Origin of the sequence: Pseudomonas sp. BF-R-30, assembly GCF_019956175.1 — a bacterium.
Lineage (GTDB): Bacteria > Pseudomonadota > Gammaproteobacteria > Pseudomonadales > Pseudomonadaceae > Aquipseudomonas > Aquipseudomonas jessenii.
The window spans coordinates 39,708-54,002 of sequence record NZ_JAHBDE010000032.1 but is presented as its reverse complement, the minus strand read 5'-3'; the positions used below and the strand labels follow the sequence as shown (position 1 = coordinate 54,002).

At 60.8% G+C, this 14,295-nt stretch carries 15 protein-coding genes; 9 read left to right on the top strand and 6 right to left on the bottom strand.

The features are described 5' to 3' along the window. Positions 1-325 (bottom strand): solute carrier family 23 protein (locus tag KGB20_RS17185; protein ID WP_317850888.1); only part of this gene is annotated, 325 nt, incomplete at its 3' end. Between the two features lie 254 nt (positions 326-579). On the opposite strand from KGB20_RS17185, the gene KGB20_RS17180 reads away from it, so the two are divergent. Both KGB20_RS17180 and KGB20_RS17175 read left to right on the top strand, forming a co-directional pair. Then, the gene (locus KGB20_RS17180) at positions 580-861 is read left to right on the top strand and encodes a BrnT family toxin (protein WP_057715593.1); all 282 of its coding nucleotides are present in this window, start codon (positions 580-582) and stop codon (positions 859-861) included. 3 nt (positions 862-864) lie between these two features. Then, a complete protein-coding gene (locus tag KGB20_RS17175) occupies positions 865-1,170 on the top strand; it encodes a BrnA antitoxin family protein (RefSeq protein WP_090454198.1) in 306 nt (101 codons plus the stop codon). A gap of 55 nt (positions 1,171-1,225) precedes the next feature. Here the strand turns inward: KGB20_RS17175 and KGB20_RS17170 are convergent, their stop codons facing one another. Both KGB20_RS17170 and KGB20_RS17165 read right to left on the bottom strand, forming a co-directional pair. Then, a complete protein-coding gene (locus KGB20_RS17170) occupies positions 1,226-2,056 on the bottom strand; it encodes an arylamine N-acetyltransferase family protein (RefSeq protein ID WP_154910070.1) in 831 nt (276 codons plus the stop codon). A 113-nt stretch (positions 2,057-2,169) separates the two neighbouring features. Then, positions 2,170-2,964 (bottom strand): exodeoxyribonuclease III, encoded by a 795-nt coding sequence (locus KGB20_RS17165; protein ID WP_154910069.1) that lies wholly within the window; start codon positions 2,962-2,964, stop codon positions 2,170-2,172. 348 nt (positions 2,965-3,312) lie between these two features. On the opposite strand from KGB20_RS17165, the gene KGB20_RS17160 reads away from it, so the two are divergent. Further along, positions 3,313-3,639 carry a hypothetical protein gene (locus tag KGB20_RS17160; RefSeq protein WP_191628313.1) on the top strand — a complete coding sequence of 109 codons (327 nt, stop codon included), beginning with the start codon at positions 3,313-3,315 and terminating at the stop codon, positions 3,637-3,639. Positions 3,640-3,674: 35 nt separating this feature from the next. Here the strand turns inward: KGB20_RS17160 and KGB20_RS17155 are convergent, their stop codons facing one another. Beyond that, positions 3,675-5,081, bottom strand: coding sequence for a DUF1254 domain-containing protein (locus tag KGB20_RS17155; protein WP_154910068.1), 1,407 nt, complete (start codon positions 5,079-5,081; stop codon positions 3,675-3,677). Positions 5,082-5,193: 112 nt separating this feature from the next. Further along, a complete protein-coding gene (locus KGB20_RS17150; protein WP_411736800.1) occupies positions 5,194-6,792 on the bottom strand; it encodes a diguanylate cyclase in 1,599 nt (532 codons plus the stop codon). Positions 6,793-7,008: 216 nt separating this feature from the next. Between KGB20_RS17150 and KGB20_RS17145 the strand changes: the two genes are divergently transcribed. Next, the gene (locus KGB20_RS17145; RefSeq protein WP_154910067.1) at positions 7,009-7,476 is read left to right on the top strand and encodes a hypothetical protein; all 468 of its coding nucleotides are present in this window, start codon (positions 7,009-7,011) and stop codon (positions 7,474-7,476) included. A gap of 173 nt (positions 7,477-7,649) precedes the next feature. On the opposite strand, the gene KGB20_RS17140 is transcribed toward KGB20_RS17145, so the two are convergent. Continuing rightward, positions 7,650-9,404 carry a murein L,D-transpeptidase gene (locus tag KGB20_RS17140; RefSeq protein WP_154860624.1) on the bottom strand — a complete coding sequence of 585 codons (1,755 nt, stop codon included), beginning with the start codon at positions 9,402-9,404 and terminating at the stop codon, positions 7,650-7,652. A gap of 81 nt (positions 9,405-9,485) precedes the next feature. On the opposite strand from KGB20_RS17140, the gene KGB20_RS17135 reads away from it, so the two are divergent. From KGB20_RS17135 to copD, 5 genes are all read left to right on the top strand, one after another. Next, on the top strand, positions 9,486-10,187 hold the full coding sequence (locus KGB20_RS17135) for a murein L,D-transpeptidase catalytic domain family protein (RefSeq protein ID WP_102668829.1): 702 nt from the start codon (positions 9,486-9,488) through the stop codon (positions 10,185-10,187). A 107-nt stretch (positions 10,188-10,294) separates the two neighbouring features. Further along, positions 10,295-12,001 (top strand): copper resistance system multicopper oxidase, encoded by a 1,707-nt coding sequence (locus KGB20_RS17130; protein ID WP_154910066.1) that lies wholly within the window; start codon positions 10,295-10,297, stop codon positions 11,999-12,001. A gap of 10 nt (positions 12,002-12,011) precedes the next feature. Next, complete coding sequence (locus KGB20_RS17125) at positions 12,012-12,914, top strand: copper resistance protein B (protein ID WP_154910065.1); 903 nt, start codon at positions 12,012-12,014, stop codon at positions 12,912-12,914. A 52-nt stretch (positions 12,915-12,966) separates the two neighbouring features. Beyond that, a complete protein-coding gene (gene copC, locus KGB20_RS17120; RefSeq protein WP_090454177.1) occupies positions 12,967-13,350 on the top strand; it encodes a copper homeostasis periplasmic binding protein CopC in 384 nt (127 codons plus the stop codon). 3 nt (positions 13,351-13,353) lie between these two features. Then, positions 13,354-14,277: a copper homeostasis membrane protein CopD gene (copD, locus tag KGB20_RS17115; protein WP_150812487.1), complete on the top strand. Its 924-nt coding sequence runs from the start codon at positions 13,354-13,356 to the stop codon at positions 14,275-14,277. Positions 14,278-14,295: the final 18 nt, after the last annotated feature.

Here is a 14,295-nt window from a genome sequence, read left to right as displayed (position 1 = left end):
AGATGTGGATAAGAGCCACGCCGACAATCGCCACCATGGTCGCGACGCCGGAGAAGGATACGCCCTGCACCAGCGGCAATTGACAACCAAAAAACGGTAAACCCAGGGTTTGCAGCAGTGTTGCCAGCCCCCCCGCAAACAATGAAGCAGCAATCAACAAACCGATGTCCGCCGGCGAGAGCCCGGCCGCCTGGCCGATGATCAATGGCACCGCGACGATACCGCCATACATGGTCAGAACATGTTGCAGGCCATAAGCCATATTCGCGCCGATCCCAAGATTTTCGTCCTCGGGCCGTTGGTGTGAAACATGGGGCGTTTTCATGGAGGGGGTTCCCTGGTTTTTGTTATGCGCACACTGTATGCAAGACATAGGACAAATGTCTATAGAGTTGTATACAACTTATCAGTCACAAAATGGATACTTGTCCATTTCCGCCTGACACCCACCCTCCTGGCCACGCCAAAAACCTTGAAATACATCCCTCGCCGCCCGCACCCGCGTGCTGACTAGTCTTTTGAATTCCTGGCGACCATCGGTAAGGCCCGCCTCTTCTACATACATATAAAGTATGCATAATGAAGTCATTCGAAATTCAGTTCCACAAGGCCAAGAACGCAGCCAACAAACTCAAGCACCAAGGCATCAGCCTCGCAGAGACTGAACCGGTATTCCATGACGAGCGAGCGCTGACCATCGAGGACAACCACCATGATGAACAACGCTGGATCACCCTGGGGCTGGACGCCAAAGGCCGGTTGCTGGTTGTCGTGTACACCCACCGCGATCCGAATTTCGTTCGAATCATTTCCGCGCGCATCGCCACCAAAAGCGAGCGTCGTCAGTACCTGGAGGCATGACCGATGAAAGACGAATACGATTTCAGCAACGCCAGGCGCGGGGCCGTGGCGCCCGCCAAAGGCAAGACCCGCATTACCATCATGCTCGATGACGCAGTCATCGAAGCGGCCCGCGCACTGGCAGAACACGAGGGGTACGGCTACCAGACGGTGATCAACAATACCTTGCGCCGAGCCCTGCTCAACGAAGGCAAGAGCGCACACCTGAAACAAACCCTCACCCCTGCCGAACTCAAGGGTCTGGAGCAGAAGCTGGCAGAGGCCTTGCGCGAAATCCAACGGGTGATGGAACCGGGTGTTCGGCCCTGAAACACAAATGGCCGATCAATCGGCTCAGCTCTGTGCGATGTCCAGGATCAGCCTGTTACTGCGGCGCTGCGATCAATCGTTTCAGAGTCCGTGCCAATTGCGCCTGTTCCGGTACGCGAATGCCGAATTCGCTGCCCAGCAGGCCAATCAGTTCCTGAACATCCGTCACCTCCCGCCGCTCGCTGTCATGGCCAATCCGGTGAATCGCGAAGCTGCCATTGTTGAGCGTGCGTCGCCACCCCTCCCCGGTGCGCGCCACCATCAACTGCTTGACGAAAGACGACTCGGGGTGAGTCGAGACGTACCAGTTGCCCACAGCAAAATCGATATCTTCCTGGCGTTGCAGGTCGAAGATGTACATCGCTCGCCATTCGCCCGCAACGTTGGCGCGCAAGGTAAAGCCGTCGACGTGCAGATCGATGCGATACGACTCGTGCGGGGTGGGTTGTTCGGCGCGGGTATCAAGCAACAGGGGCGCGGTCGGTACCATGCCGCCGAAGCCGACGTCGGTGATGTAGCGCACGTCATCGATGATGACCAGGCTCAGGCGGTGGGTCCGGGCAGTCCAGGAGCCCTCCGGCTGGCCCATCACCACCCGGCCGCTGATGGCACGGGCGTCGAAACCCAATTCCTGTAGCAAGGCCAGGAACAGGTTGTTGAGTTCGTAGCAGTAACCACCACGACCATCGTGCAAGACCTTCTGCTCTATGGACGGCAAGTCGATCAGCACCGGCTCGCCGGATAATGTGGTGAGGTTTTCAAACGAGAAAACGCCGGTATGGCGCAGTTGCAGCTGGCGCAAGGTTTCCAGGGTCGGCGCTGGAGGTGCATCGAAGCCCAGGCGTTGCAGATACAAAGCACGGTCGGTCAGGCGTGGCTCGCTCATCGTTCAATCCTTTTGCACGCAGCGGCGGATTGCTCCGCCAGTGGCCGCTATGTATACGGGATCAAGCACTGCCGCCGACAATTGATTTAGCCAATCACCCGGCATGAAAACACTCAACGCCGCTTGTGCGAGCCCAATTGAATCCAGGTCGGCGCGTGGTCGCTGGCATGGGGCTCGTTACGCACCCACGCATCCACCCCGGCGTCTTGCAGATACGGACTCAGGGCCGGGTTGAGCAGCAGATGGTCAATGCGCAGCCCCGAGTTTTTCTGCCAGTGCTGACGGAAATAATCCCAGAACGTGTAGAGCCGATCCTGTGGATGCAGGTGCCGCAATGAATCGGTCCAGCCCTGGTCCAGCAACCGCTGGTAGCACTCGCGACTTTCCGGTTGCAGCAAGGCGTCCTTGAGCCAGGAGCGCGGGTTGTAGATGTCCAGGTCGGTGGGCACCACGTTGTAGTCCCCCGCCAGCACCACCGGATGTTCGCTGCCTTCAAGCGTCTGCGCGTAATGGATAAGCCGTTCGAACCACGCCAGCTTGTAATCGAATTTCGGCCCCGGTTGCGGGTTGCCGTTGGGCAAATACAGGCAACCCACCAGAACCCCGTGGACAGCGGCTTCCAGATAGCGACTATGGTTGTCGCTGTCATCGCCAGGTAACCCGCGTCGGCTTTCCAGCGGCTGCGCATCCCGCGCCAGGATCGCCACGCCGTTCCAGGACGCCTGACCCTGCCAGATGGCGCCGTAGCCGGCCGCTTCAAGCTCAGCCGCCGGGAATGCGCTGTCCACTGCCTTCAATTCCTGCAGGCAGGCGATATCCGGTTTTTCCCGTTCAAGCCAGGCCAACAGATTCGGCAGGCGTGCGCGCAGGCCATTGACGTTGAACGTGGCGATCCGCAACTTTTTCATGAACGGACACTCCTGAGGACGAGGTGCCTGACGTGTGACACCGACAGGTTTCGCAGGTTGCGTCAGCGGTCCCTGAGGCGGTAGCACCTTGAGCGCACGCCGGTCGATCATAGGCCTTGCTGACGCTGAGAGCTGTGTGGGAGCGAGCTTGCTCGCGATGGCGTCGTATCAGTGGCCAACCATTTGCCTGACCTGTCGCTTTCGCGGGCAAGCTCGCCCTCACAGGGTTCTCGTTTGGCCATGGATCGGTGGCCCCCTGAGGCCCCGTGCCATTCGTCAACCGGATCGGCACCAACCGCGTGACCCTTCACACTAACATCAGGTAACGACTCATCCCGGGAGACGACCATGATGAACAGAAAAATGACTTCGCTGCTCATGGCCGGATGGTTGTCGGCTACGTCCCTGGCCACGCTTGCGGCGTCCGGCGATGGTCCTGGCGCGACCGGTACGGCACCCGGCGCAACCCGCAATTCAACTCTGCTGCCAGACAACAACAGGCCCAGCGATCCCTCGGGCAATAACGGGCGCGGACAAAGCCCCGGCTCGTCAAGCGGCAGCACCGGCGTCAATGGCCCGGGCAGTGGCGCGGGCGGCGGCACCGGTGCGCCCGGTGGCGGAACCGGCGGTGCTGGCGGCGGAACAGGTAGCTGGACAGGCAAAAGCCGCCAATGACATGCCGTCATTGGCCGCTTTTTGTGACCTGAGGCCTACATCGGCTTGACCGCTGGCGGGTTCCACTTGCCATTCAGCGCCTCGGCTTTCGGGCCGTACAGACGCATGGTCAGGTTGAACGGCCCTTTGGGTGCCGGTAGCCAGTTGGCCTCCAGATCCTTGCCAGGGCTTTCGTTCTGGAAGTAGAGATCCAGCGAGCCATCGGCGTTGTTCTTGAACGGCATCCAGCTACTGACTGCAAAACGATTGAGTGAGTTGGCGACCTGGAACCCTTCCGGGTCATACAGGGTGATCGACCAGAAGGCATTCACTGGCGGCGCCTCGCCCTTGTTGAAATGCAGCACGTACTTGTTTGCGCCCTCGAGCGGCTTGCCGTTGCTGTCGCCGATGTTCAACGGATAAATCGCGTCCTCGGGCAGGTTGGCACCGAGCCCCACCTGCGTAACGATGGCGCGCTTTAGGTAGTAGTTGCCGTAGACACCCATGGTGTCAGTGTTCATCGACCAGCCATTGACCTCCCGCGCCAGGGTCGGCACTTTCCAGGTCATCAAGGCCTGCGCATCCTGGGGCACCCTTTGCAGCGCGGCCTGGATTTGCGGATCCAGCGTGTCCATGTCGAACGGCTTGCCGGGTTCGATGCCGATCCGTTTGATCTGCGCCAGCATGGGCTGGTCAGTGCTGTGCGGCGGATTCACTTTCAGCAGTTCGGCAGCGTAAGTGAAGTAGTTGGCAGCCGACATGGAATCGACCTGAATCTTCGGTGGCGTTTTCATGTCCACCGCCGGGTCGACCTTCACGGTGACGGCTTCAGGCTCCTTGCCCAACCGGGACAACGGCGTAACCGTGTAACCGGCCTGGATCTTGTGCACCGCCGCGTAATCCGCCGCGCCATCAGTCTTGGTACGGCCGATGACCCAGACAAACGGAGTTGGCGCCGGCAGGTGGCTCATCCCGGCGGGCACCGTCCCGGTCCATCCCGGCGGCGTCACCAGAAATTGCCCGGCCTCAGTGCCCGTGGTGCGCCAGCCCGGCGAAGCGAATACGTCGGTCCACATATCCAGCATCGGTAACAGGTAGAAACGCCCATCGGTATCGGGCGCGGCGATCACCAGCGGTTCCTTGGTCAAGTCCAGCCAGGCAATCGAATACAACGTGTCGAAATTAGAACGCACCACCCCTCTGAAATCGGCAGGCGGGTACTGCGGCACACTCACAAACATGTTCATGGGGCCTTTACCGAACTCCTTGCCCGGCTCGATGTTGGTGAACTGCTTGCGAGTGACGTCCATGCTCAGCAGCGGGTAAAAATAGATGTAGGCATCCACGCCGATCGAGTGAGCTTCTTCGGCGGTGATTTTCGATTGCGCGTGGCTGGCCAGCGGAAAGATGGCAGTGGCTGCGACGGTCAAAGCAACGGCTGTCAACGTTTGAGGTATCAACATGTTGGCGATCGTCCATGCGAGTGGATGTCTGCCGGGATCGACAGAACAATCGGAACTCTAGACGATCAATTCCGCCAGGCCAGGGAGACAGACCACCGGCAGCAACAGCACCTCAACGGTCGGAGCGCATCAACGCCTCGACGCCACCGGCCATCGACAACGTTGCCACGCGGTTTCTCCCCGAATGCTTGGCCTGATACAACGCCGCATCCGCCCGCTCGACAAACACATCCATGCTGTCACGCCCCGACGGCACGAACGAATAGCAACCAAGACTCACCGTCACGTAGCCATTGGGCGAGCCGGTGTGGCTGATGTGCTTGTCGATGACGCTGCGGCGGATCTGCTCGGCAATCGTCATGGCGCCGTGGATGTCGGTGTCCGGCAGCAGCACCGCAAACTCTTCGCCGCCGTAACGCACCGCCAGATCGGCCTTGCGGTGGCAGCAACTCTTCAGCGCGCGTGCCACTTCGGCCAGACAGTGATCCCCCACCACGTGGCCGTAGGTGTCGTTGTAGCGCTTGAAGTAATCGATATCGAGCATGATCAGGCTCAAAGGGCTCGCCTGCCGGGCGCCGCGCCCGAACTCGACGTCCAGCGCCCGCTCGAACAATCGGCGGTTGGCCAATCCGGTCAGGCTGTCGTGGGTGGCGATCAGCTCCAGCGCTTGCTGTGCCCTGCGCAAATCCGACTCGACCCGCTCGCCAACACGCACCTGATGCAGGAACACCCACCCGAACAGCCCCACGCCCAGCAATACCAGGGCAACAATGAGACTGGAGCGAAACGCCGTGTCGTACCAGCCCGCGAGAATGGATTCCGTGGACGACGCCGCCGTGACCACCAGCGGATACGCCTCCAGCTGTCGGTAACCGTAAAGGCGTGTCACACCATCGATGATGGATGTGAACATCGCATTGCCGGAGCTGGCCAGTGGCAGGGACTTCTGGAAAATCTCGCTCTGGGCCAGCGACGTGCCGATCTGCGCCTCCACAAAAGGTCGACGCGCCAACAGCGTGCCATCGGTCAAGCCGAGAAACATCGAGCCGTTGTCGTCGAGGCTGAAGCTTTTGAAGAACTGGTCGAAGTACGACATCTTGATCCCGGCCAGCAATACGCCCTGGAAACGGCCGTTCTTGTCGTTGACCCGTTTGGAAACCGGAATGATCCACTCACCGTTTTCCCGACTGCGAATGGCCGGGCCGATATGCGCCACCGACGATACGTTCTGCTGGTGATACTTGAAGTACTCGCGATCGGCGACGCCGGGCCCCCGAGGCAGATTTTCAAACGAGGTCACCACCCACTGGCCCTTCTGGTCGAACAGCAGGATGCCGTGCAACTGATCCAGCGCCAGCACGCGCCGAGCGAAGGTCTGCTGCAAGCGTGGCCGTTGGTCCGGGCCGAACCCGTCGACCTGAATCCAGTCCACCAGGCTGGTCAACACCAGGTCGGCCTTCATGAAGGTGTCTTCGGCTTGCTGCGCCATGGCCCGCGTCAGGTTCGAAGACGCCACTTGCGCCAGGCTCAGGTCGTGGCGACGGGACTGTTCCAGTTGCAGGTAGAGCAAACCGCACAGGCACAGGCACACCGTGGCAATGAACAATACCGCGGCCTTGCGCAGTGGTATGCGTTTCAATGCGATGCCAGGGGCGTGGTCCGGGTCGTTAAAGCGCGTGGGCAAAAGTTCATCCTGTCGGGGGCAAGGCATGGGCAACGACCCAAAGCCCTCAGTCTTCGGGCGGCGTAGTTTACGGGGTTATCCAGGACAAATGGGTGGCCACTTGCCCAGCGTTAACACACCGCCCGTCGGTGCTGCCCGGACGCAACGTCCGCACCCTGCCTGCGCTGCAAACATGACCCAGGGCAAGCGCGGCCTGTGCGTCAACGAGCTACGATTAGACAAACCTCAATACAGGGAATCGACATGAGCAAGGCAGACGAACTCGCCGCAAAATTGAAACAGACACGGCTGGCCAGCGCGGATCAGGCGATCGATGGCTGGCCGGGCCAGGTCTACGAACTGTATCAACGCATAGAGACCTGGCTACAGCCGTTGACCGAAGCGGGCCTGATCCTGCGGCGCAACCCCACCCACGTCTTCGAGAGCCACCCCGATGGCGACGCTTACGACTACGCCATCGACCAGTTGGTGATCATCGGCAACGAGCACAGCATTACCTTTGACCCGGTTGCACGCTTCACCGCCGACGGTGAGGGGCGGGTCGAGATCCACACAACAGACAACGAACTCGCCCTGTTGCGCACCGTGGACGAACACGGTGAAACACACTGGTGGCTACAAACGATCGAGCAGGCCACCGCGCAACTGGATGCGGTGGCGCTCACGGATACCGATCTGCTTGTCGTGGTCCAGCAAGGGCTGGCGCTTTAGGGGCTAATGCCAGTCAGTTAAGCCTTTGAACACCGCAAACCTTGCTCGCGATGACGGTTGGACAGTCACGTAAGGGATGCCTGACAGTCCGCCATCGCGAGCAAGCTCGCTCCCACAGGTTTCGTGTGTTAAGTGATCAGTAATACGCTCCGGCGCCCGTTTCCAGTCTTCCGCTACAGCTTGTTCTGCCCCGTCACCACCAGCGGTATCTCTGCGCGACGCAAGTCCAGAGCGGGCAATTTCGTAGGCTGACTCAAGCCCTGCAGCACCCTGGCATCGTAATCATAAATGTCGGGCTTGAACGTCACCCGCCCGTCATTGCTCAGGTCCACGGTCCAGTAAGCCAACAACACCGGCACTTTCACCGGTAGCGGGATGTTCTCGGTCCTGCCATTGGCCAACTGTTTTTGAATCCCGGCGCTGTTCCAGCGTACCGGGTCGTTAAACAACAGCTCGACCAGTTGCAAGGGGTTTTCCACGCGGATGCAACCTGAACTGGTGGCCCGAACTGTCTTGGCAAACAGCTCGCGGTGTGGCGTGTCATGCAGGTAAATCGCATAGTCGTTGGGGAAGCGGATCACCACCTGCCCCAGCGAACTGTCGGGCCCGGCATCCTGACGCAGGTGGATGCCTCGCGGGTTGCTCCAGTCAACACTCGACGGATCGAGCACATTGCCTTCGCGATCCAGCACGCGAATCCGGTTGGCCGCCAGATAACCCGGATCGTTCTGGACTTTCGGAATCACGTCCTGCTTGAGGATGGTCGGCGGCACGGTCCAGGTCGGGTTGAACGTGATGTAGGTGATTTCGGCCTGGAATACCGGCGTACTGCGCACCGGCTTGCCGACCTGCACTCGCGAACGCCAGATCGGCAGACCGTCACGGTACATCGCCACCTTGTATCCGGCGATATCGACGATCACAAACGTGCCCTGCAGTTTGTACAACAGCCACCGGGCGCGCTCCATGTTGACCCGCACCTGATCGATCCGCGCCTCGACCGGCACGTTCAGCGCCGCCAGCGTCGCCGCCCCCGCCACGCCATCGGCCCCCAGGTATTGCTCGGTCTGATACTTCTTCACCGCGGCGATGACCTTGTCGTCGTAACCGGCTTTTTTCGACAGGTGCGCGCCCAGGTAACCGCCCGCCACCAGACGCGCACGCAATTGAGCCACCGCCACCCCGTCCATGCCGGGCTTGAGCGATTGCCCTTCAGTGACTTTCGGCCAGCCGCCCGCATCATGGACCTGGCGCAACCGGGCCAGGCCTTCACGCAAATTGCGGTAAATCTCTTCCTGAGGAGGCGCATCGGCGAATGCACGCGCAACGTCATGGGCATCGAGGGCGGCGAACAGGTTGTTCATGTCCTCGTGGGCATTGCCGCCGGCAGGATCGAAATTCCAGTGAATGTCCAGCCGCGACGGATCGACTTTACCCCGGCGCAGTTGCAGCAGCGCGGTGATGAACGTGCGGGTCGCCGCCATGTCGAACATCGCCCGTTGCGCCGTGGAAGGCATGGCCGCCACCAGCGACTCATGGGCCTGAGCCAGTTCGGTGATGCGGAAATCCGCCGGATTCAGGCCGTCGATCCGGGTCTCTTCGAGGCTCTTGAGTAATTGCGCCACGTCACGATCATCCGTCCACGCGGCGCGATAGTTGCGATGCATATAGAAATCCAGCACCACCCGGTTGACATCCACACGCTGATGGCGCCTGGACGTGAGCAACGGCGGAAAGGCCGATCGCAGCGGTTCCAGCGTCGCTTGAATCGCTTGGCCGACCGCATCGTCGGGCGCCGCGGCATCGATTGTGCTGCTCGCCGCAGATACCGGCTCAATCGGCGAAACTTGCCCAAACGCTGCACCGCTGATCAGAAAGCCCATAAAAAACATGCGGCTTATGACGAATGACCTTGTTAACTGCACCATGGATAATCCTTAATCCCCCGTTTCAAACGGCTAGTTTTCCGCTCGCTGCTAGACTCGAAATTATCATGATGAGACCCGACTATGGCGCTAAACCGCTTTGGCCTTTTATTTGCCATTTTACTGACGTGCCTTTCAGTAACGTCAGCCTACGCCGATTCGCTTGAAAACGCGCTGGTCAAAGCAGCACCCGGCGCCGACGCCAAAGTGATTGCCCTGGCCGTTCGTGCCACTCAATGCAGCCGTGCCCAAGGTGTCGCCCCCGCCCAACGACTGGCGGTGATCGATTACTCCCTGCCCTCGACCGAACAACGCCTGTGGGTCTTCGACCTTAAACGACGCAAGTTGCTGTTTCACGAACTGGTCGCCCATGGCCGCAACAGCGGTGAAAACATGGCCACGCTGTTCTCCAACCGCAACGAAAGCCACGCCACCAGCATCGGTCTGTTCCGCACCCAACAAAGTTACCTCGGCCAGAACGGTTACTCGTTGCGCATGGAAGGCCTGGAGCCCGGCTTCAACGATAACGCCTTTGACCGGGCCATCGTCATTCACGGCGCGCCCTATGTCAGCCCGGTGCTGGCCCGCGCCAATGGCCGCATCGGCCGCAGCCTGGGTTGCCCGGCCGTCAGGCCGGCGATTGCCCATCGGCTGATTGATTCGATGAAGGACGGGCAATTGTTGTTTTCCTACTACCCGGACCAACGCTGGCTGAAGTCGTCTTCCTACATCAACTGCAGCGGCGACACGGTGGCCTCAAGGGAAAAGTCCACTTCACGCCGGTAAGCGACGCCCAACCTGTCAAAACTGTAATCTTCGCCTCAGCCAGCTGAAAGGCACCGCCTGCTAGCCTCATCGACAAGTTCAACAGGCTGACGGGCGGAACAGACGGCATGCACTCCCACACTTCAAGACGCACCTTCGTCAAAGGCCTGGCCATCGGCGGGCTCTTCGGCGGCCTCGGGTTATGGCGCACGCCGGCCTGGGCAATCAGCAGTCCCGGCGAACCGCAGGTGTTGGCCGGTAATGAATTCGACCTGTTCATCGGCGAATCCCCGGTCAACTTCAGCGGCAGCCCACGCACCGCGATGACCATCAACGGCGGCATCCCCGGCCCGCTGCTGCGCTGGCGTGAAGGCGATACGGTGACGCTGCGGGTGCGCAACAGACTCAAGGACAGCACGTCCATTCACTGGCACGGCATCTTGCTGCCGGCCAACATGGACGGCGTACCGGGGCTGAGTTTCAAGGGCATCGAACCCGGCGGCATGTACGTCTACCAATTCACCGTGCGCCAGAACGGCACCTACTGGTATCACAGCCATTCGGGGTTTCAGGAACAATCCGGCGTCTACGGCCCGCTGGTGATCGACGCCAAAGACCCGGAGCCGTTCCAGTACGACCGCGACTACGTGGTGATGCTCAGCGACTGGACCGACGAAGACCCGGTCGGCCTGATGAAGACGCTGAAAAAACAGTCCGATTACTACAACTTCAACAAACGCACCGTGGGCGATTTCATCCACGACGTCAGCGAAAAAGGCTGGGGGCCGACCGTCGCCGATCGCAAAATGTGGGCCGAGATGAAGATGAACCCCACCGATTTGGCGGACGTCGGCGGCGCCACTTACACCTACCTGTTGAACGGCCAGGCGCCGGATTCGAACTGGACCGGGGTGTTCCGCCCCGGGGAAAAGCTGCGGCTGCGCTTCATCAACGGCTCGGCCATGACCTACTTCGACGTGCGCATCCCCGGCCTGAAAATGACTGTGGTCGCCGCCGATGGCCTGTACGTCAAACCCGTGAGCGTCGACGAGTTTCGCATCGCCGTGGCGGAAACCTTCGACGTTATCGTCGAACCGACCGAAGCGGCCTACACCCTGTTCGCCCAGGCGATGGATCGCACCGGCTACGCACGGGGCACCCTGGCGGTGAAGACAGGACTGGTTGCGCCGCTGCCGCCACTGGACCCGCGCCCCCTGGTGACCATGGATGACATGGGCATGGTCGGCATGGACCACGGCAGCATGGCGGGCATGGATCACAGCAACATGGCCATGGGCGATATGCCCGGCATGCAGTCCCACCCGGCCTCGGAAACCGACAACCCGCTGGTGGACATGCAAGCCATGTCCACCTCACCGAAACTCGACGACCCCGGCATGGGCCTGCGCAACAACGGGCGCCGCGTACTCACCTACTCCGACCTGCGCAGCACCTTCGAAGACCCGGACGGCCGCGAGCCTGGCCGCACCCTGGAACTGCACCTGACGGGCCACATGGAAAAATTCGCCTGGTCGTTCAACGGCGTGAAGTTCTCTGATGCAGAGCCGTTGCGCCTCAAGTACGGCGAGCGGTTGCGGATCGTTCTGGTCAACGACACGATGATGATGCACCCCATCCACCTGCATGGCATGTGGAGCGACCTCGAAGACGAGAACGGCCAGTTCATGGTGCGCAAACACACCATCGACATGCCACCGGGCTCCCGGCGCAGCTATCGGGTTACAGCCGATGCGCTCGGCCGCTGGGCCTATCACTGCCATCTCCTGTACCACATGGAAATGGGCATGTTCCGTGAAGTTCGCGTGGAAGAATGAGGTGCGCCCCATGATTCGATTCACCCCGGTTTTTTTCGCACTCGTGACCTCGACGGCAATGGCCGCCAGCGATGACATGCAAGGCATGGATCACAGCCAGATGGACCACGGCCAGATGCAAGGCATGGATCATAGCCAGATGAACCACGGCCAGATGCAAGGCATGGACGAGGGCCAGATGCAGCCCGCCGCCCCCAGCGAAAGCCGCACGCCGATCCCGGTGCTGACCGATGCCGATCGCGCTGCGGTGTATGCCGATCCCGCCGGTCACCACGTACATGACAGCACGCTCAACTCCTTTTTCCTCGCCGAAAAACTCGAATGGCAGGACGCAGATGACGGCAGCACCCTGGCCTGGGACTTGTCCGGTTGGGTCGGCGGTGACATTGATCGCCTGTGGCTGCGCTCCGAAGGCGAGCGCACCAACGGCGTGACCGAGGACGCGGAAATCCAGGCCCTGTGGGGCCACGCCATATCCCCGTGGTGGGACGTCGTCAGCGGCGTGCGCCAGGACTTCAAACCCGGTGCCCCGCAAACCTGGGCCGCGTTCGGCGTGCAAGGCATGGCGCTGTACAACTTCGAGGCCGAAGCCACGGCCTTCATCGGCGAAGGCGGTCAGAGCGCCGTGCGGCTGGAAGGCGACTACGACATCCTGCTGACCAATCGGCTGATCCTGCAGCCGACCGTCGAGCTCAACGCCTACGGCAAAAACGATCCGCAACGGGGCATCGGCGCGGGGCTATCCAACACCGAGGCTGGTTTGCGCCTGCGCTACGAAATCCGCCGGGAATTCGCGCCCTACCTCGGCGTGACCTGGAACCGCACCTACGGCAACACCGCCGACTACGCCAACGACGAAGGCGAGGACCGCAGCGAAACCCGCCTCGTGCTCGGTGTTCGGATGTGGTTCTGAACAGACTCACCCAAAACCAACAACAACCGCTTCGAGCGGTAAAGGACCTTGCATGCGCATCTTCAAACCCACCGCTATCGCAGTCGCGTTGCTCAGCGGCCTGCTTGTTAGCACCCTCGCTCAAGCGCACCCCAAACTACTCTCTTCCACTCCGGCGGAAGGCGTAGAAGGTGCATCACCCGACAAGATCGAACTGCACTTCTCCGAAAACCTCGTCACCCAGTTTTCCGGTGCAAAACTGCTGATGACCGAAATGTCCGGCATGGCCCATGCCCCGATGCCGGTCAAGGCCAAAGTCAGCGGCGGCAGCGATCCGAAGACCATGTTCATCATCCCGGCAGCGCCCCTGGCTGCCGGCACCTACAAGGTCGAATGGCGCGCGGTGTCGTCGGACACCCACCCGATCACCGGCAACGTCACCTTCAAAGTGAAATGATCGATGAGCGACTCGGCCAACGTCGTGCTGCGGTTTGTGTTGTATGTGGATTTGATGTTGTTGTTTGGCGTGGCGCTGTTCGGGCTCTACAGCTTCAAGGGACAGGAACGGCAATCCGGGACAGTCTTGCCCTTTCGCCGGTTATTGACGGGAACAGCCGGGCTCGGCGCGCTGCTGTCCATCGCCGGCATGGTGCTGATGGTCCGCGTCATGAGCGGTGAATCGGACGTTACCGAGTTGCGCCCTCACCTCGAAATGATGCTGTTCGAGACGGACGTCGGGTTGGCCTGGGCCGTGCGGATGATTGCATTAGCGGTCGCGGGTTTGGCGTTGATGCTCAACCCACGCGCCCCCGGCATCAGCCTGGTGATCGCCGCCACGGCTGGCGGCATCGCCCTCGCCAGCCTGGCCTGGAGCGGGCATGGCGCCATGGACGAAGGCAGTCGCCGTTATTGGCATTTCGCTACGGACATCCTGCACCTGTTGGTGGCGGGTGTCTGGCTCGGCGCGTTGCTGGCGTTTGCGTTGATGGCGCAACCCCGGGCCCTGCAAACCGAAGCGCACATACGGTTGCTGGCTCACGCAGTCAGGCGATTTGAGCTTGTCGGTGCGCTGGTCGTTGTGATCATCACCGTGACGGGCGTGGTGAACTACCTCTTCATTGTCGGGCCTAAACTCGATGAGGTTTTACTCAGCCACTACGGAGTTTTGCTGGCGATCAAAGTACTGCTGTTTGCCGGGATGCTGGTGTTGGCGGCGCTGAACCGCTTTTATCTTGGCCCCTTGCTGGAGCGGTCGTTGCGAGAGGGCCAGTATCGCGTGGCAGCCCATGCACTTCGACGCAGTGTGTGGGTGGAAATGGCCGCGGCGATATTGATTTTGGGGTTGGTGGCGTGGCTGGGTACGTTGAGCCCGGAAGTGGAGTGAGTCATCTTCAGGGGCGTT